This is a genomic window from Faecalimonas umbilicata (assembly GCF_042846195.1).
Lineage (GTDB): Bacteria > Bacillota > Clostridia > Lachnospirales > Lachnospiraceae > Faecalimonas > Faecalimonas umbilicata.
The window spans coordinates 2322736-2339560 of sequence record NZ_AP031411.1 but is presented as its reverse complement, the minus strand read 5'-3'; the positions used below and the strand labels follow the sequence as shown (position 1 = coordinate 2339560).

General features: G+C 43.1%; 17 protein-coding genes, 2 tRNA genes and 2 rRNA genes. 17 read left to right on the top strand and 4 right to left on the bottom strand.

Annotated elements, in window-relative coordinates; genetic code table 11:
• Nucleotides 1-61: 61 nt before the first annotated feature.
• Both ACGG81_RS11220 and ACGG81_RS11215 read left to right on the top strand, forming a co-directional pair.
• The gene (locus ACGG81_RS11220) at nucleotides 62-523 is read left to right on the top strand and encodes an NAD(P)H-dependent oxidoreductase subunit E (protein WP_009263573.1); all 462 of its coding nucleotides are present in this window, start codon (nucleotides 62-64) and stop codon (nucleotides 521-523) included.
• A gap of 151 nt (nucleotides 524-674) precedes the next feature.
• On the top strand, nucleotides 675-1964 hold the full coding sequence (locus ACGG81_RS11215; RefSeq protein ID WP_174704833.1) for an aminotransferase class I/II-fold pyridoxal phosphate-dependent enzyme: 1290 nt from the start codon (nucleotides 675-677) through the stop codon (nucleotides 1962-1964).
• A gap of 118 nt (nucleotides 1965-2082) precedes the next feature.
• Here the strand turns inward: ACGG81_RS11215 and ACGG81_RS11210 are convergent, their stop codons facing one another.
• Nucleotides 2083-2637, bottom strand: a complete 555-nt coding sequence (locus ACGG81_RS11210) for an alpha/beta fold hydrolase (RefSeq protein WP_270196422.1) — start codon at nucleotides 2635-2637, stop codon at nucleotides 2083-2085.
• A complete protein-coding gene (locus ACGG81_RS11205; RefSeq protein WP_270196479.1) occupies nucleotides 2552-2833 on the bottom strand; it encodes an L-lactate permease in 282 nt (93 codons plus the stop codon). The genes ACGG81_RS11210 and ACGG81_RS11205 overlap by 86 nt, the downstream gene beginning before the upstream one ends.
• Nucleotides 2834-2927: 94 nt before the next feature.
• Here ACGG81_RS11205 and ACGG81_RS11200 point away from each other — a divergent pair, with 94 nt between their 5' ends.
• The 7 genes from ACGG81_RS11200 (at nucleotide 2928) to ACGG81_RS11170 (ending at nucleotide 7004) form a co-directional block, all read left to right on the top strand.
• Nucleotides 2928-3458, top strand: a complete 531-nt coding sequence (locus ACGG81_RS11200) for a TetR-like C-terminal domain-containing protein (protein WP_016439766.1) — start codon at nucleotides 2928-2930, stop codon at nucleotides 3456-3458.
• Between the two features lie 17 nt (nucleotides 3459-3475).
• Nucleotides 3476-3823 (top strand): glycine/betaine/sarcosine/D-proline family reductase selenoprotein B, encoded by a 348-nt coding sequence (locus tag ACGG81_RS11195; protein WP_390108370.1) that lies wholly within the window; start codon nucleotides 3476-3478, stop codon nucleotides 3821-3823.
• The gene (locus ACGG81_RS11190) at nucleotides 3792-4709 is read left to right on the top strand and encodes a M20 family metallopeptidase (protein WP_390108367.1); all 918 of its coding nucleotides are present in this window, start codon (nucleotides 3792-3794) and stop codon (nucleotides 4707-4709) included. Before ACGG81_RS11195 ends, ACGG81_RS11190 begins: the two co-directional genes overlap by 32 nt.
• A gap of 42 nt (nucleotides 4710-4751) precedes the next feature.
• A complete protein-coding gene (locus ACGG81_RS11185) occupies nucleotides 4752-5147 on the top strand; it encodes a CidA/LrgA family protein (protein ID WP_009263566.1) in 396 nt (131 codons plus the stop codon).
• On the top strand, nucleotides 5131-5823 hold the full coding sequence (locus ACGG81_RS11180) for an LrgB family protein (protein ID WP_016439764.1): 693 nt from the start codon (nucleotides 5131-5133) through the stop codon (nucleotides 5821-5823). The genes ACGG81_RS11185 and ACGG81_RS11180 overlap by 17 nt, the downstream gene beginning before the upstream one ends.
• An 81-nt stretch (nucleotides 5824-5904) precedes the next feature.
• Complete coding sequence (gene yfcE / locus ACGG81_RS11175; protein WP_009263564.1) at nucleotides 5905-6447, top strand: phosphodiesterase; 543 nt, start codon at nucleotides 5905-5907, stop codon at nucleotides 6445-6447.
• On the top strand, nucleotides 6444-7004 hold the full coding sequence (locus ACGG81_RS11170; protein WP_390108363.1) for a hypothetical protein: 561 nt from the start codon (nucleotides 6444-6446) through the stop codon (nucleotides 7002-7004). The genes yfcE and ACGG81_RS11170 overlap by 4 nt, the downstream gene beginning before the upstream one ends.
• Nucleotides 7005-7078: 74 nt before the next feature.
• Here the strand turns inward: ACGG81_RS11170 and ACGG81_RS11165 are convergent, their stop codons facing one another.
• Nucleotides 7079-7834, bottom strand: a complete 756-nt coding sequence (locus ACGG81_RS11165; protein ID WP_016439763.1) for a type 1 glutamine amidotransferase — start codon at nucleotides 7832-7834, stop codon at nucleotides 7079-7081.
• Entirely contained in the window at nucleotides 7831-9171 is a 1341-nt protein-coding gene (locus tag ACGG81_RS11160) for a MurT ligase domain-containing protein (RefSeq protein ID WP_390108360.1), read from the bottom strand. The genes ACGG81_RS11165 and ACGG81_RS11160 overlap by 4 nt, the downstream gene beginning before the upstream one ends.
• Nucleotides 9172-9309: 138 nt before the next feature.
• On the opposite strand from ACGG81_RS11160, the gene ACGG81_RS11155 reads away from it, so the two are divergent.
• The 8 genes from ACGG81_RS11155 (at nucleotide 9310) to ACGG81_RS11120 (ending at nucleotide 16636) form a co-directional block, all read left to right on the top strand.
• Nucleotides 9310-9678 carry a GntR family transcriptional regulator gene (locus ACGG81_RS11155; RefSeq protein WP_008977331.1) on the top strand — a complete coding sequence of 123 codons (369 nt, stop codon included), beginning with the start codon at nucleotides 9310-9312 and terminating at the stop codon, nucleotides 9676-9678.
• Nucleotides 9679-9699: 21 nt separating this feature from the next.
• Nucleotides 9700-12144 (top strand): ATP-dependent Clp protease ATP-binding subunit, encoded by a 2445-nt coding sequence (locus ACGG81_RS11150; protein WP_390108356.1) that lies wholly within the window; start codon nucleotides 9700-9702, stop codon nucleotides 12142-12144.
• Nucleotides 12145-12254: 110 nt separating this feature from the next.
• Nucleotides 12255-12668, top strand: coding sequence for a hypothetical protein (locus tag ACGG81_RS11145; RefSeq protein ID WP_008977329.1), 414 nt, complete (start codon nucleotides 12255-12257; stop codon nucleotides 12666-12668).
• A gap of 146 nt (nucleotides 12669-12814) precedes the next feature.
• Nucleotides 12815-14176, top strand: a complete 1362-nt coding sequence (gene radA / locus ACGG81_RS11140) for a DNA repair protein RadA (protein WP_008977328.1) — start codon at nucleotides 12815-12817, stop codon at nucleotides 14174-14176.
• Nucleotides 14177-14715: 539 nt separating this feature from the next.
• A 16S ribosomal RNA gene (locus tag ACGG81_RS11135) occupies nucleotides 14716-16246 on the top strand.
• Nucleotides 16247-16319: 73 nt separating this feature from the next.
• Nucleotides 16320-16437 (top strand): 5S ribosomal RNA (gene rrf, locus ACGG81_RS11130).
• Between the two features lie 9 nt (nucleotides 16438-16446).
• Nucleotides 16447-16520, top strand: a tRNA-Ile gene (locus ACGG81_RS11125).
• A 43-nt stretch (nucleotides 16521-16563) separates the two neighbouring features.
• Nucleotides 16564-16636: transfer RNA gene (locus tag ACGG81_RS11120), tRNA-Ala, on the top strand.
• The last annotated feature ends 189 nt before the right edge of the window (nucleotides 16637-16825 follow it).

Below are 16825 nucleotides of genomic sequence, written 5' to 3'. Positions count from 1 at the left end.
CAAAGGGAACAGATGCAATACAAAAGATGGACAATGAAGATACAGAAAGGAGATTGAAAAGATGGAAGAACAGATTCGTGAAATTATAGAATATTATACAAAGGAGGGAGAAATGATTTCACAGGAGGATCTCGTCAATATGCTGCGGGAGATCCAGGATGTGAAAGGATGTATTCCGGCAGCAGTGCAGAAACAAGTGGCAGAAGTTACAAAAATGAAGGAGACATTTCTGGCGGCAGTCATCAAACGTTATCCAAGCCTGAAGGCGGAGAATTATCGTCATGAGATTCAAATATGTGTAGGAGCAGGGTGTTCAGCAAAAGGCTCTTACGATCTTTTGAAAATACTTGAGAAAAAGTGGAAAATCCGGCAAGGAGAAGTATCTGAGGGAGGCAGATTTTATCTGCGGACAAGCGGGTGTATGAAACAGTGTGCCAAAGGGCCGAACATGATGATTGACGGAACGGTATATCATCAAGTGACGGAGGAGAGTCTGGGAGAGATTCTGAAAGCATATCGATAGAAAAATGAATTAATAAGTATGAATTCATTCAAAAAAGAATAAAAAATAAAAGAAAACAATGAAAATGCGTAAATAAATGCAAGAAAGTATTGACGAAACGTCAAAAAGTGAGTATGATGTTAAATTGAAAACAGATTTTGGAGGTCTTGCAATGTTAGCGTATAAGGATAGAAGTAAAGAGGAACTTTTAGAACTGAAAAGTCAGTTAGAACAAGAATTTCAAAAGGTAAAGGCACAGGGACTGCAGCTTGATATGTCTAGAGGGAAACCTTCTGCAGCACAGCTGGATCTTGCGATGGGGATGATGGATGTCCTTACAAGTGAATCCGATCTGAAATGCGAGGAAGGGGTAGACTGCCGAAATTACGGAGTACTCGACGGAATCCGTGAAGCGAAGCAGCTTCTTGCAGATATGACAGAAGTGCCGAAAGACAATATCGTTATCTTTGGAAATTCCAGTTTGAATATTATGTACGACACGATTGCACGTTCCATGACGCATGGGGTAATGGGAAGTACCCCGTGGGCAAAATTGGACAAAGTAAAGTTCTTATGCCCGGTTCCTGGATACGACAGACACTTTGCGATCACAGAGCATTTTGGAATTGAAATGATCAATGTGCCGATGACGATGGATGGACCGGATATGGATATTGTGGAGAAGCTGGTCAGCGAGGATGATGCAATCAAAGGAATCTGGTGTGTCCCGAAATATTCGAATCCACAGGGAATCACATATTCTGACGAGACAGTACACCGCTTTGCAAAACTGAAACCGGCGGCAAAAGATTTCCGTATTTATTGGGATAATGCATATGGCATCCATCACTTATACGAAGACAAGCAGGACTATTTAATAGAGATTTTGATGGAATGTAAAAAAGAAGGAAACCCAGATATGGTGTATAAATTCTGTTCCACATCCAAAGTAAGCTTTCCGGGTTCCGGAGTTGCAGCGATTGCGGCATCGGATGCCAATCTTGTGGCAATCAGAAAACAGATGCAGATCCAGACAATTGGACATGATAAGTTGAATCAGCTGCGCCACGCACGCTTTTATAAAGACATTCACGGAATGGTGGAACATATGAAGCTGCATGCAGATATTCTGCGTCCGAAATTTGAGACAGTCCTGACAATTTTGGAGAGAGAGCTGGAAGGACTTGAAATCGGTTCCTGGTTACGGCCGCGAGGAGGATATTTCATCTCGTTTGATGCGATGGATGGATGTGCCAAGGCGATTGTTGCAAAGGCAAGTGAGGCAGGACTTGTCATGACACCTGCAGGGGCGACATTCCCGTATGGTAAAGATCCAAAAGACAGCAATATCCGTATTGCACCATCATATCCGACACCGGAGGAACTGGCGAAGGCATGTGAGATTTTTGTACTGAGTGTGAAACTGGTAAGTATTGATAAGATTTTGGAGAGTAAATCATAATATAGAATGCAGTTGATACTGTGAAAGGAAAAGAGCCGGGGATTTTGTTCCCGGCTCTTTTGGCAGAAGCGGCAAGAAATCACTTTTGCCAAAGATTTTATTATAGAGGAATTTGTCTCTATTCAGAGATAAATTTCAAGATTGCTTCCCGTGTAGTCTGATAGTAATCTTTTTCAAGATACATTGCGTGACCAGCGCCGTGCAGATGAAGTAATTTTACTGCTTTTGTATCGATCAGCCAGCCATCGCCGATTTCCATAATCTCTTTCGCACCGCCGTTTGGACGTCCATGTCCGCCATCCTGAGCATATGTATGGTCTACCCACATTCCGTGAAGTTCTGTTACTGGAGTCGCTTCAAATGCACCACCGAAGCAAGGTCCAAGCCATACGACTTTCTTTAATAAATCCGGGCGCTGTGAAGCAACTTTGGAAGTTGTCATTGTTCCCCATGACCAGCCAAGCAAATCAAGTTTTTCTACACCCTGTAACTCACAGATTTTTTCGAGAGCATAAATTTCATCTTCTGCAGCATGTTGTGTTGTGACTTTCCATCCGTCTTCGTATTTTCCAGATTTTCCATATCCGCTAAGATCCAGACGCCATACAGTGTATCCGTTCTTTGCAAAATATTCGCAAACACTGTAATCTTTGATTGATTGCTGCCATGGCACCAGACTGCTTGAGTACGTTCATAAGGAGAAGAGCTCCAAAAATGATAAACAAAGTTTCCAGAGCACTTAGGAAACCAGAAATTGTTCTGGCTGAGATTTTCAGAAAATCCATTTTCCATACAAATCCGGCAACCAGGCAGGCGATCAGCCAAGAGAAAGGCAATGCACGTTTTGCAGGCCAATTGAAGACAGCCATAAAGATAATAGTGAATAAAATTGGAAGTGTAGCGATTGCAGCATATAGATACATAAATAAAACCCCTTTTTTTTCGACCAATTTTTCTAATCAAATGCTAACAAGAGAAAAAGAGAAATTCATTTTACTATCATTTCAGGACAAATATGAGCTGATCAACTGGATGTTTTATACAGATATGTTGGAAAATGTAAATTCTTTTAACGATCCATCAAAGCTGACAGAGAGTTTTGTGAAAGTATGTAAGGCTCTTTATGCAGAAAGGAAATTTTACTTTGCGTGTTTTCAATATGTTGGACAAAATTCTCTGTTTGAATCTTTGTATGAAATTTATTATGAACTTTGGAAGATCAATATTGATATGGGATATTCTGAATGCGGATTCAAGCTGTCGGAAAGTGAGTTAAGTCTGATGGCAAAGCTAAAAGCACATGCACTGGTAGGAATTATCAAAGATTGGGTAGATGAAGGAATGCATGATAATTATATGAAATATTTTGAACAGATTCGTGAGATACTGGATTCCGAATCTTTAGGATACTCAATTTTATCGAATCAGAGAATGATGGAAAAACGAGCAGAGGAATTTGATAAAAATCCAATCAGAAAGAAGAATTTTATATAGCGGAGCATACAGAAGAAGTGTACAGGGAGTTTGTAGAACTTGTAAAGAAATATCAGGAAGATTTATTTGTGGCAGGACCAGGATTCAATGCAGGAAGATATGGATTGGGATATGGAGCTGCTACGGCAGCAGTGACTGAACAGGTTAAAATTCCGGCGGTGACTGCTCTGTATGCGGAAAATTCAGGGACAGATCTTTATAAAGACCGCGCACATATTTTACAGACGGAGAACAATGCTGCCAAGATGCGAGAGGCAATGAAGTCCGTTGCAGAATTTGTGGACAGACTGATTAAAAATGATTTTATTGGAGATGGAAGAAAAGAAGGGTATCATGGATCGGGAACTGATTTTTCAGACAGCTGAGGAAATTTCCAGAGGCTCAGAGATTGCAATTTCAAATGGATGTCTGAAAGATGTAGCTGCTATTTTTGGACTTCATATCGGAAATATTTTAGGCAAAGAAATTCCGACAGGGACTCTTATTTTTCCAAGGGCATGTTGTATGGCATCTTTTGATAAATTTATTATTTGTGTAAAAGGGCAATCCTGTCATGGATCTACACTAGAGAAGGGCGTTGACCCTGTCAACATAGCAGCTCATCTTCTGATTGCTTTGCAGACAATACAGACAAAAGAAATATCGGGAACAGCGTCTAGTGTTATCACCGTTGGAAAAATTACAGGAGGAACCCAATATAATGTGATACCGGACCAGGTAGTTTTGGAAGGGACGATTCGAGCGCTGGATGAGACAGTGCGGCAGTATATTGCGAGAAGGATCAAAGAACTGGCAGTGGCTATTTCAGCGATGTTTGGAGGAAGCTGTGAGTGTGAGATTATATGGGGAGCTCCCCCGGTAGTCAATGATGAGACGATGGCAGAGCTGGCTGCAAAAGCCGTCAGCGATCTGTTTGAACCGAAAGATATTATTGAGGATTTGTCAATTCCTAATATGGGAGGAGAAGATTTTGCGAACTATCTTTTGGAAGTTCCGGGAGCTTTTTTCTTCCTGAGTTCTTCCAATGAAAAAAAGGGAACAGATATTCCGCATCACAATCCAACATTTAATATTGATGAAGATGTGATGTGGAAAGGAACTGTGACATTTGTGCGAATTATACATAATGTGTTGCAGATCGAAAAAAAAATAAAGCATATCTACAAAAGGCAGAGGATATATACAAAATGGAGGAGATATCCTCTGCTTTTTTTGTGGAAAAATCATTGTGCGCAGCAAAATGGAGTGTGATATGATGAAAAGCAAAGAATTTTGTAATCGTTTAAGGAAGGAATGAGAAAAGATATGAAATTATTGTATCAGTTTGGCGTGATCATGACGGTCACATTTCTAGGGGAAGTTCTTCATGCAGTGCTCCCTCTTCCGGTTCCGGCAAGCATTTATGGACTTTTGATCATGCTATTTTGTCTTTGCGCGAAAGTGATAAAATTGAATCAGGTGAAACTTGCAGCGGATTTTTTGATTGATATTATGCCGCCGATGTTTATACCTTCAGCAGTTGGACTTATTACAGTGTGGGCGGATTTAAAGGAAATCGTTGTGCCGGTCATGATGATTATTGTTATCACAACGATTTTTGTGATGATTTGCACCGGAAAAGTATCACAGGGAATTATTGACTACAGGAGAAAAAAGGAGGTAGAACGGAAAGATGAAAGAGTTTTTTAGTGAATCGTTGTATTTTGGTCTGACGATCAGTATCGGAGCCTATGGTCTGGGCTTACTTGCACGGAAAAAATTGAAATGGGGGTTTTTGAATCCATTGCTGTTAGCGATCGTTGCAGTTATTGTTGTACTCAATGTATTGGATGTTGATTATGCGACTTACAACGAATCAGCAAAATACTTAAGCTATCTTTTAACTCCGGCTACTGTCTGCCTTGCGGTTCCATTGTATCAGCAGATGGAATTGTTGAAACAAAATTTCTGGGCAGTTTTCTGGGGAATTACGGCAGGCGTACTGTCAAGCCTCGGAAGTGTTTTCGGGTTGGCATATTTGTTTGGGCTGAGCCATGAACAGTATGTGACACTGCTGCCGAAGTCGATCACAACTGCGATTGGAATTGGAGTTTCCGAGGAGTTGGGAGGAATCTCAACGATCACCGTCGCTGTCATCATTGTGACAGGGGTGTTAGGAAATATCATCGGAGAATATATATGTAAAATGTTTGGAATCAGAGAACCGATTGCGGTAGGACTTTCTCTTGGAACGGCTTCGCATGCAATCGGCACAGCAAAAGCATTGGAACTTGGAGAGGTGCAGGGAGCCATGAGCAGCCTTTCTATCGCTGTGTCAGGGCTGATGACGGTCATTGGTGCATCTGTTTTTGCCACATTTTTATAAATTTTTATTTTTGCCTATCCAAAGAAAATGAAAGATGGTACAATGACAGCAAATTCACAGTGAAACAGAGGAGGAGCAACAATGAGATGGATGATTGCATCAGATATCCACGGTTCTGCATATTACTGCAGAAAGATGATAGAAGCATACAGAAGAGAGAAGGCAGATAAGCTTCTGCTTCTCGGAGATATTTTATATCACGGGCCAAGAAACGACCTTCCGAAAGACTATGCGCCAAAGGAAGTGATAGCGATGTTAAATGAGATCAAAGAAGAGATTCTTTGTGTGAAGGGAAATTGTGAGAGTGAAGTAGACCAGATGGTTTTGGAATTCCCGATTATGGCAGATTACTGTATTTTATATTTGAATGACCGTATGATCTTTGCCACACATGGACATGTACATAATCTGGAACATGTGCCAATGTTAAAAAAGGGAGACATTCTTCTTCATGGACATACACATGTGCCGGTTTGCAGAGAAACGGACAGATGTATTTATATGAACCCGGGTTCTATTTCCATTCCAAAAGAAGATTCTCTTCACAGCTATATGATTTTAGATGAGAAATTTGAGTGGAAAGACCTTAATGGCGAAGTATATATGGAGAAAGAAATCAGATGAAAAAGAAAAGAATCCTGTTTGGGCTGATCGCAATAGGAATCAGTTTGTATATGAGTGGGTGCATGGAACTGATGCCGAAGGAGAAGCAGACGTTTCGGACAAGAGGAAAAGGGGTCTATCAAGGATTTGATCATGTTCCGGAAGATTATACTGCCGAACAGGCAAAGAGAGATGGATGTGTAGTTTACAGAGATACAAAGCTGGTTGACGGCGGAGAATACTGGGAACAGTTTTTAAGAAGTGCAGAGAGCAAAGAGCCTGCAAAAGTGCGGATCATGTATCAGTTTGGAAGGGAGAAAGAATGGTTTCTCGAAGATCTATTCTATGATGGGAAGAACTTCCGGGTGATTTTGTCAAAAGATCATGAGGTGCATGATTATGAATATAAATATTTGCTGGATTTGGAGGGACGTATGGATCAGGCAGTGAAGCCAGTCCGTTATGTTGTACTGACAAACGATAAAGATCTTTCCTTTCAGAATGTCTGGGACAGCGAGCATGCAAAGACTGAAGAAAAAAAGCTAAACTACAAGCGGATCATCTATGAAATCCCATAAAAACTAAAAAAGAGAAAGAACGATAAGAAGTTGCCGTAAAGAAAAAATACGGCAACTTTTTTTCAAGTAAAATCTTAAATCTGTTCCTGATCCTGCGGTCTGCTGACTTTTCCTTTGAACCGCTGATAAATGTAAGTGTTTGCTTCACGTTCCTCGGTATCATCAAGAGGAGCGAGCTCAATAGGATTCTTATATTTTCTCTCTAGTGCTTTTGTGAGAAGATAATCACAAATCTGAGGATTTTTTGGGAGAAGCGGTCCGTGCAGATAAGTTCCGATCACATTTTTATAAATGATCCCTTCGTAGCCGCTCTGTCCGTCATTTCCACTTCCATAAATGACTTTTCCAAATGGTTTCTGATCTTTGATATAAGTTCTGCCGCCGTGATTTTCAAAGCCGACCACAGGCATATCAGAAAGTTCGCTCTCCAGAACAATGTTATCGATGAGTCGATAATCCTTGCCCTGTTCTGTGTAAATATCTACGATGGAAAGCCCTTCGATCACACCTTGATCAGTGGAATAGTGGGTCCCGAGTAACTGGTATCCGCCGCAGACTGCAAGGACAACACCGCCGTCCTCCACATAAGCTTTGAAATCATCGCGGATTTCCTTCAGACGTTCGCAGACAAGCATCTGCTCCCGGTCAGACCCTCCACCGAGCAGAACAATGTCAAGTTCAGAGAAGTCGACCTCGTCCTGAATCTCAAATTCAATTGTCTCTGCTTCGATGCCTCTCCATTGGAGTCGCTTCATCATACATTGAATATTTCCCCGGTCTCCGTAGAGATTCAGAAGATCTGGATAAAGATGTCCGATAGTCAGTTTCATGATTGTTCACCCTCCATTCGCTTTAAGATATTATGAGTACTATACAAGGCAGTATAATTGACAAGGACGTATAAATTTCCGGTGCCATCGGCGATGCGTTTCCGGACTGCAGTCTCAATATCCGGCTCCAAAATAGAAGGGATATCTACATATTTCAATCGTAAGCGCATATCCTGACAGCGGATCCCGCTGACGGTGATGGAACGTATGGATGGGTCGCCTAGGCGGTCAAAGTCCACATCCCAGAGCCAGGACACATCAATTCCGTCCTGATCATTGTCGTTGATCAGAATAATCAGATCTTTCGGGCTGTCATCCTCCATGACGGCGGAAATGTTTTGGTTAAATCCTGCTGGGTTCTTTGCAAGGTTTAAGATAATTTCCGTTTCTTTGATAGAGAAATGTTCCATTCGTCCGTTTTCTGGGTTGTACTTGCCGAGGATCTCATTGAAATTTTGAAGTGGAATGCCGGCTTCTTTGACAGCAGCATATACAGCAAGAATATTGTAGACATTGTAGAAACCACGATAATTTACATGAATATGCTCCCCATTTGCATCGAAGTCCAGAACCTTTCCAGTCTTGACATTGCTTGCGTTATAGTTTAGCTCTGGTCGGTGGAAATCACAGTTTGGACAGTGGTAGTCCCCGAGCTGGCTGTAATGGTAGAAATTGTAAAACAATTTTGCTCCACATTTTTTGCAGAAACGTCCTTCTTTGATTTCGTTGATGCTTTGTTCTTCAAATACTTGCTCCTGAATTCCGTAAGTGACATATGGATTGCCGCTTTCCTGGGCAAGATATGTGGAGAGTGCATCATCTCCATTGACGATGATCGTCATCTCCGGAGCAATTCGCATTGCATCTTTTAACAGATTCATTGTGATATCAATCTCGCCATAGCGATCCAGCTGATCCCGAAACAGATTGTTTAGTATCATGTAATCCGGTTTGAAATGCGGGAAAATGCGCAGTGTGGAGGCTTCGTCCACTTCGATACAGGCATAGTCGGCATCGATTTTTCCATTCCATTTTGCAGATAGTACAAAAGCGGCAATAGCTCCGTTTAACATATTGGAACCGGAGTGGTTACAGATTACCTTTTTTCCCTGTCCCTCCAAAGTAGAGCAGAGAAGATTATTGATTGTGGTTTTTCCATTTGTACCACAAACGACAAAGATTTTCTCACGGACATCAGCGGCCATCTCTGTCAGAATATCAGGATCGATCGTAAGTGCAATCTTACCAGACCAGGTGAGCCCCTGCTTTCCTAACAATTTACATACAAAGCCTGTGAGCTTTGAAGCCCATATAGCAAATAATCTACGTATTTTCACAGTGTTCCTCCATCTTGTTTTATTTTCTTATTTACGTTGCTATTATATCTGAAATTAAAAGGAGTGTAAAGGGCAAGAGAATGCATTGACAAGAAATGTCATATGTTATAACATGTATATAACAACGGAGGTGAGGTTATGTTTATCGAGATTGATTTTAACAGTTCAGAAGCGCTGTATATTCAGCTTCGGAATCAGATCATTATGGGAATTGCGACATCTACGATCCGGGAAGGGGATACACTTCCGTCTGTCAGGCAGCTTGCGGAAAATATCGGTATCAATATGCATACAGTAAATAAGGCATATTCGGTCTTAAAGCAGGAAGGGTTTCTTCAGCTGGACCGCAGAAAAGGTGCTGTGATCGCCATCGATGTCAATAAACTTCAGGCGGTGGAAGAGATGAGAGAGCAGCTCAGAGTACTGCTTGCAAAGGCAAGCTGTCAGAACATTTCCAGGGAGGAAGTTCATCAGCTTGTGGATGAGATTTATGAAGAATATGTGTAGGAGAGATAGAAGGAGGAATTCATGCAGATTGAATATACAAAACAGGCTGAGAATGTGTTAAAGACCGCGAGGAGTGCAGCAAAGGAGTTAAGACACCCATATATTGGGACAGAACATCTTTTGCTTGGACTGCGGAGAGTGTTTACGGGAGTGGCAGGTCAGATCCTTGCGACAAACGGAGTAAATGAGAATGAGATTTTGAAAGTGATCGGAGAACTGATTTCTCCGACAGAGGAAGTTGTATTTGAAGGAAAGGCAGAGAGAAGTCCACGCTTAGAGTATCTGCTTGAGAACAGCAGAAGAGAGGCAGAGCGATTTCAGGCATCGGAGGTTGGTACGGAGCATATGTTGATGGCGATCGTGCGTGATTCAGAGTGTGTTGCGGCCAGAATCCTTACAACGTTAAATATCAGTCTGACAAAGATTTATCAAGATATTTTTGAGGCGGCAGGGATTGATCCGGCGGAATTTTCAGAGGAAGCCGGAAGTGGAAGAAGAGGACAGCCAGGGATGCTGGAGCAATACTGCACAGATCTGACAGAGAAAGCAGCAGACGGGAAGCTGGATCCGGTTGTTGGAAGAATGGAAGAGATTGAGCGGCTGATGCAGGTATTAAGCCGCAGAACGAAGAACAATCCATGTCTTGTCGGGGAACCGGGAGTTGGAAAGACTGCGATCATTGAAGGGCTTGCACAGAGAATCGTGTCGGGGATGGTTCCAGAGAGTATGAAGCATAAGCATATTCTGACGTTGGATCTTGCTGCTCTCATTGCGGGATCTAAGTATCGGGGAGAATTTGAAGACAGGATGAAGCGCCTGATTCAGGAAGTTAAAAGTTCATCGGACATTCTTCTGTTCTTAGACGAGGTACATACAATGATCGGTGCAGGAGGTGCAGAGGGGGCTATGGATGCTTCTAACATTTTGAAGCCATCGCTGGCTCGTGGAGAACTGCAGTTGATCGGCGCAACAACGATCTCTGAATATAGAAAATATATTGAGAAAGATGCAGCGTTGGAGCGGAGATTTCAGCCGATTACAGTTGAAGAGCCGGATAGTGCCCAGAGTATTCAGATTTTGGAAGGTCTGAAGGGAAAATATGAATCACACCATCATGTTACGATTGAGCCGGGAGCACTTGAGGCTGCGGTCAAACTGTCAGAGCGCTATATCAGTGACAGGAATCTGCCCGATAAGGCGATTGATGTTTTGGATGAAGCGTGTTCCAAGGCAAATCTTAATGGGTTTAAAGTTCCGGACAATCTGACAAAGACAGAGGAAATTCTGCAGTCTCTCATGAAGGAGAAGGAACAGGCGGTGGCAGAAGGCCGTTTTGCAGAGGCATCGATGTTGAATCAGGAGCAGCAGGCTGTTGAAAAGAAATTAGAGAGCATTAAGAAACGGTTTGACAAGAATCAGGCATCGCATCAGATTTGCGTGACAGAGCAGCAGATTGCAGAAGTAGTGTCTGTCTGGACAAAGATTCCGGTACAAAAACTGGGAGAATCTGAAAGTGCAAGGTTAAGAAAATTAGAGCAGACTTTACAGAAGAGAGTGATCGGTCAGGAAGAAGCGGTCACTGCTGTTGCAAAAGCGGTGAAGCGGGGACGTGTAGGACTGAAATCCCCGAACAGACCGATTGGGTCATTTTTGTTTCTTGGACCGACAGGTGTGGGGAAGACAGAGCTATCCAAAGCACTTGCGGAGGCGTTGTTTGGACAGGAAGATGCAATGATTCGCGTCGATATGTCAGAATACATGGAGAAGCATAGTGTGTCAAAGATGATTGGTTCCCCTCCGGGATATGTCGGACATGAGGAAGGCGGGCAGCTCAGCGAGAAAGTCAGAAGGAATCCATATGCAGTAATTTTGTTCGATGAAATTGAAAAAGCACATCCGGATGTATTTAATATTTTGCTTCAGGTGCTTGATGATGGGTATATTACAGATTCCCAGGGAAGAAAGATCGATTTCCGTAATACGGTCATTATTATGACGTCGAATGCAGGGGCGAAGGCAATCGTGGAACCGAAGAAGCTGGGATTTGCCGCAAAGGAAGATCCGCAGGATGACTATAAGAAGATGAAAAGCAATGTAATGGATGAAGTGAAGCAGTTGTTCCGACCGGAATTCTTGAACCGGATCGATGAAATTATTGTGTTCCATGCGCTTAGTGCAGAGAATTTGAAGAAAATTGCAGGATTATTGTGCAAGGAATTTGCAGTTCGTGTCCAGTCACAGTTAAATATCCAGTTACACATCCGTGATTCGGTCAAAAAACATATTGTGGAAGTGGGAACAGATACTAAATATGGAGCAAGACCGCTGAGACGTGCAGTGCAGAATGAATTGGAAGATAAGATGGCAGAGGCGATTCTTGCCGGAGAAATCCACTCTGATATGGAGGTAGATGTATCCTTTTCTAAAAAACAAATTAAATTTCTGCCGAAAGTGACAAAGAACTAGAAAAATATCACAAATTATTATATAATATCAGAAAACACCTTATCCATACTATGATGAGAGGGGATAAGATGCAGAAATGAAAATATGAAGTACCGTAGGAGGAGAACAAGATGGCTGCAGTAAAAGAATTATTGCGTGTAGAGGAAGACGGAACACTTAGTTTTGGGGATTTTACATTAGCACAGAAGACAAAATTGGATAACTTTGAATTCGAAGGAGATGTATATAAAGTAAAGACCTTCTCAGAGATCACAAAACTAGAGAGAAATGGAATGTTCGTCTATGAATCTGTACCGGGGACTGCTGTTGAACATTTTGCAGAAACAGAAGATGAAGTGGCATTTACAGTATCTGCGAAGGAAGATGCACAGTTTACATTAGAACTGGAACCAGACTGTGAATACATTGTGTATGTGGACGACGTCAATATCGGAAAAATGATGACAAATCTGAGCGGGAAACTGAGTGTCAGCGCAGAACTTCAGGAAGGCGTCAACGCAAAGATCAGAGTGGCAAGAGTTTAAAGAAGAGCATACTTGTAATGAGGGTGTAAGTTACATAAAGAGATTACAAATCAGGAAACAAGGAACCGATGCAAAAATGAGACAGTGTCTTGAGGCAGGGCTCCTTGTTTCATTTCATATAAAGAAAACAAAAAAGGAAAACGAATATGGCAAAATCAAAAAAGAGTATATTTTTCTGCCAAAATTGTGGGCACGAAGAAAATAAATGGCTCGGACAATGCCCGGTGTGCAGAGAATGGAATACGTTTGTAGAGGAAAAGATCACTGCTTCCGGAAATCCAAAATCTGTCCTTGCATCGGTAAAAGAAGTGGAAATTTTATCTTTGAATGATGTGGAGACAGAGCATGAAGAAAGAATCTATACAAAAATCGGAGAATTGGATCGTGTACTTGGAGGAGGGATCGTACCGGGATCGCTGATTCTGGTAGGAGGAGATCCAGGAATCGGAAAATCAACACTTTTGCTGCAAGTTTGTCGGGAACTCGGTGGGGATCAGAGGAAGATTCTTTATATTTCAGGGGAAGAGTCACTCAGGCAGATAAAACTGCGTGCAAAGCGGATGGGAGAATTTAGTGAGACGGTCTTTTTGCTGAGTGAGACGAATCTAGAGAAGATTCAAGGTGTGTTAGAGTCGCGCAGACCAGAGATCGTGATCATTGACTCTATTCAGACAATGTACAGCGAAGCTGTGGGATCTGCACCGGGAAGTGTATCTCAAGTACGGGAATCTACGAATGTTTTCATGCAACTTGCGAAGGGGCTTGGAATTTCGATTTTTATTGTAGGTCATGTGACAAAAGAAGGGACAGTTGCAGGTCCGAGAGTGCTGGAACATATGGTGGATACCGTTTTATATTTTGAGGGGGATCGACACGCGTCATACCGGATTCTGCGAGCGGTAAAGAATCGGTTCGGATCTACGAATGAGATTGGCGTCTTTGAAATGAGGCAGGATGGACTCAAAGAGGTAGAAAATCCATCAGAATATATGCTGGAAGGAAGACCGGAGAATGCTTCGGGATCTGTTGTGGCATGCTCCATGGAAGGAACGAGACCGATTTTGATTGAAATACAGGCACTTGTCTGTCCGACAAATTTTGGGATGCCAAGGCGCACAGCTGCGGGGACGGACTATAACCGCGTCAATCTTTTGATGGCAGTTCTTGAAAAAAGAATAGGATTTCCACTTTCAAACCATGATGCTTATGTAAATATTGCCGGAGGAATTAAGATGAATGAACCGGCGGTAGATCTGGGAATTGTCCTGGCAATCGTATCCAGTTATAAAAACCGACCGCTTGACGAAAAGACGATCGTATTTGGAGAAGTTGGATTAAGTGGTGAAGTGCGTGCAGTAAATATGCCGGAACAGAGAGTGGCAGAAGCGAAGAAACTTGGATTCACCACTTGCATTTTGCCGGAGGCTTCTGTGAAAATGGTAAAAAGTATAAAGGGAATCCGAGTGATCGGTGTAAAGAGTGTTAATGAAGCAATACAGCTCTTATAGAAAAAAGAAAAGAGATATATGCAATTCAAAAGGTCATTTCTTTCACCTAGGACACAGGCAGTCTGACGGAAGAACAATCTCAAAGGCTGCCTGTAACATGAAGTGAAAAAACGTCGGAAAAGTATAAAATTACAAAAAAATAGAAAAAAATGAAAAAACCTATTGACAGTTTCTGTCGAAGATGATATTCTAATGGAGCGCTCGAGAGAGCAGACAAGTTCAAAAAAAGTTTGAAAAAGAAAAATTAAAAAAGTACTTGACAAACAAAAAGAACTTGTGATAATATATAAATCGTTGTTGCGAAACAAAAACAACGAAAAATAAAAATAAAAAAGTGCTTGACAAGTAAGAAATGCTGTGATAAAATAAAACAGCTGATTACGAAAAGCAAAACAGAACATTGATAATTAAACAATAGACAACACAACCCTGAAAATTTCGAACAAATGAGAAAATTTCAGAACAGACAGAAATGTCAACCTAAAAACAGTAAAAGGGATAGGATTGCTAGTAGTGATTCTTGACTGGAAACAAACACTTTTAACGAGAGTTTGATCCTGGCTCAGGATGAACGCTGGCGGCGTGCTTAACACATGCAAGTCGAACGAAGCACTTGAATGGAATTCTTCGGAAGGAAGCTCAAGTGACTGAGTGGCGGACGGGTGAGTAACGCGTGGGTAACCTGCCTCATACAGGGGGATAACAGTTAGAAATGACTGCTAATACCGCATAAGCACACGTGATCGCATGATCGAGTGTGAAAAACTCCGGTGGTATGAGATGGACCCGCGTCTGATTAGCTAGTTGGTGGGGTAATGGCCCACCAAGGCGACGATCAGTAGCCGGCCTGAGAGGGTGAACGGCCACATTGGGACTGAGACACGGCCCAAACTCCTACGGGAGGCAGCAGTGGGGAATATTGCACAATGGGGGAAACCCTGATGCAGCGACGCCGCGTGAAGGATGAAGTATTTCGGTATGTAAACTTCTATCAGCAGGGAAGAAAATGACGGTACCTGACTAAGAAGCCCCGGCTAACTACGTGCCAGCAGCCGCGGTAATACGTAGGGGGCAAGCGTTATCCGGATTTACTGGGTGTAAAGGGAGCGTAGACGGCAGTGCAAGTCTGAAGTGAAAGCCCGGGGCTCAACCCCGGGACTGCTTTGGAAACTGTGCAGCTAGAGTGTCGGAGAGGCAAGCGGAATTCCTAGTGTAGCGGTGAAATGCGTAGATATTAGGAGGAACACCAGTGGCGAAGGCGGCTTGCTGGACGATGACTGACGTTGAGGCTCGAAAGCGTGGGGAGCAAACAGGATTAGATACCCTGGTAGTCCACGCCGTAAACGATGACTACTAGGTGTCGGGGAGCAAAGCTCTTCGGTGCCGCAGCCAACGCAATAAGTAGTCCACCTGGGGAGTACGTTCGCAAGAATGAAACTCAAAGGAATTGACGGGGACCCGCACAAGCGGTGGAGCATGTGGTTTAATTCGAAGCAACGCGAAGAACCTTACCTGCTCTTGACATCCCTCTGACCGCTCTTTAATCGGAGCTTTCCTTCGGGACAGAGGAGACAGGTGGTGCATGGTTGTCGTCAGCTCGTGTCGTGAGATGTTGGGTTAAGTCCCGCAACGAGCGCAACCCCTATCTTCAGTAGCCAGCGGCAAGGCCGGGCACTCTGGAGAGACTGCCAGGGATAACCTGGAGGAAGGTGGGGATGACGTCAAATCATCATGCCCCTTATGAGCAGGGCTACACACGTGCTACAATGGCGTAAACAAAGGGAAGCAGAGTCGTGAGGCCGAGCAAATCCCAAAAATAACGTCTCAGTTCGGATTGTAGTCTGCAACTCGACTACATGAAGCTGGAATCGCTAGTAATCGCGAATCAGAATGTCGCGGTGAATACGTTCCCGGGTCTTGTACACACCGCCCGTCACACCATGGGAGTCAGTAACGCCCGAAGTCAGTGACCCAACCGTAAGGAGGGAGCTGCCGAAGGTGGGACCGATAACTGGGGTGAAGTCGTAACAAGGTAGCCGTATCGGAAGGTGCGGCTGGATCACCTCCTTTCTAAGGAAGAAAGAAGTAAGGATTGAAAGAGTCTATTGTTTAGTTATGAGTGTTCTGAAAAGAACGAAAAGCTTCTGGTGGCGATGCGCTGAGGGGAAACACCCGTACCCATCCCGAACACGATGGTTAAGACCTCAGCGGCCGATGGTACTGCACTGGAGACGGTGTGGGAGAGCAGGTGGCTGCCAGATTACAACTAAGGGCTTATAGCTCAGCCGGTTAGAGCGCACGCCTGATAAGCGTGAGGTCGGTGGTTCGAGTCCACTTAAGCCCATAGCTTGAAACGAATGTCAAGCTAAATTGAATAAAACCTATTTGGGGGTATAGCTCAGTTGGGAGAGCGCCTGCCTTGCAAGCAGGAGGTCACGAGTTCGAATCTCGTTATCTCCATTGGATTCCAAAAGGAATCTAATGTGTACCTTGAAAATCGCATACAGAAACGAAATGATAAGAAAAATATCAAGACATCCGAGGTGATCATGGAAGCTTGCAAGAGCAGAAATGAGAACTGATTCGAGAAAACGAATAAAAACAACAAACTATTGCCAACGCATATCACGCTAGATATGTGTAGCGGAG

Bases quoted from the DNA above. Each gene is read 5' to 3' on its own strand.
- ACGG81_RS11155 (WP_008977331.1), top strand. From the start codon at position 9,310: ATGTTTATCGAGATTGATTTTAACAGTTCAGAAGCGCTGTATATTCAG.
- ACGG81_RS11205 (WP_270196479.1), bottom strand. From the start codon at position 2,833: ATGGCTGTCTTCAATTGGCCTGCAAAACGTGCATTGCCTTTCTCTTGG.
- ACGG81_RS11180 (WP_016439764.1), top strand. From the start codon at position 5,131: ATGAAAGAGTTTTTTAGTGAATCGTTGTATTTTGGTCTGACGATCAGT.
- ACGG81_RS11165 (WP_016439763.1), bottom strand. From the start codon at position 7,834: ATGAAACTGACTATCGGACATCTTTATCCAGATCTTCTGAATCTCTAC.
- radA (WP_008977328.1), top strand. From the start codon at position 12,815: ATGGCAAAATCAAAAAAGAGTATATTTTTCTGCCAAAATTGTGGGCAC.
- ACGG81_RS11185 (WP_009263566.1), top strand. From the start codon at position 4,752: ATGAGAAAAGATATGAAATTATTGTATCAGTTTGGCGTGATCATGACG.
- ACGG81_RS11220 (WP_009263573.1), top strand. From the start codon at position 62: ATGGAAGAACAGATTCGTGAAATTATAGAATATTATACAAAGGAGGGA.
- ACGG81_RS11150 (WP_390108356.1), top strand. From the start codon at position 9,700: ATGCAGATTGAATATACAAAACAGGCTGAGAATGTGTTAAAGACCGCG.
- ACGG81_RS11200 (WP_016439766.1), top strand. From the start codon at position 2,928: ATGCTAACAAGAGAAAAAGAGAAATTCATTTTACTATCATTTCAGGAC.
- ACGG81_RS11215 (WP_174704833.1), top strand. From the start codon at position 675: ATGTTAGCGTATAAGGATAGAAGTAAAGAGGAACTTTTAGAACTGAAA.
- ACGG81_RS11190 (WP_390108367.1), top strand. From the start codon at position 3,792: ATGGATCGGGAACTGATTTTTCAGACAGCTGAGGAAATTTCCAGAGGC.
- ACGG81_RS11145 (WP_008977329.1), top strand. From the start codon at position 12,255: ATGGCTGCAGTAAAAGAATTATTGCGTGTAGAGGAAGACGGAACACTT.
- ACGG81_RS11170 (WP_390108363.1), top strand. From the start codon at position 6,444: ATGAAAAAGAAAAGAATCCTGTTTGGGCTGATCGCAATAGGAATCAGT.
- yfcE (WP_009263564.1), top strand. From the start codon at position 5,905: ATGAGATGGATGATTGCATCAGATATCCACGGTTCTGCATATTACTGC.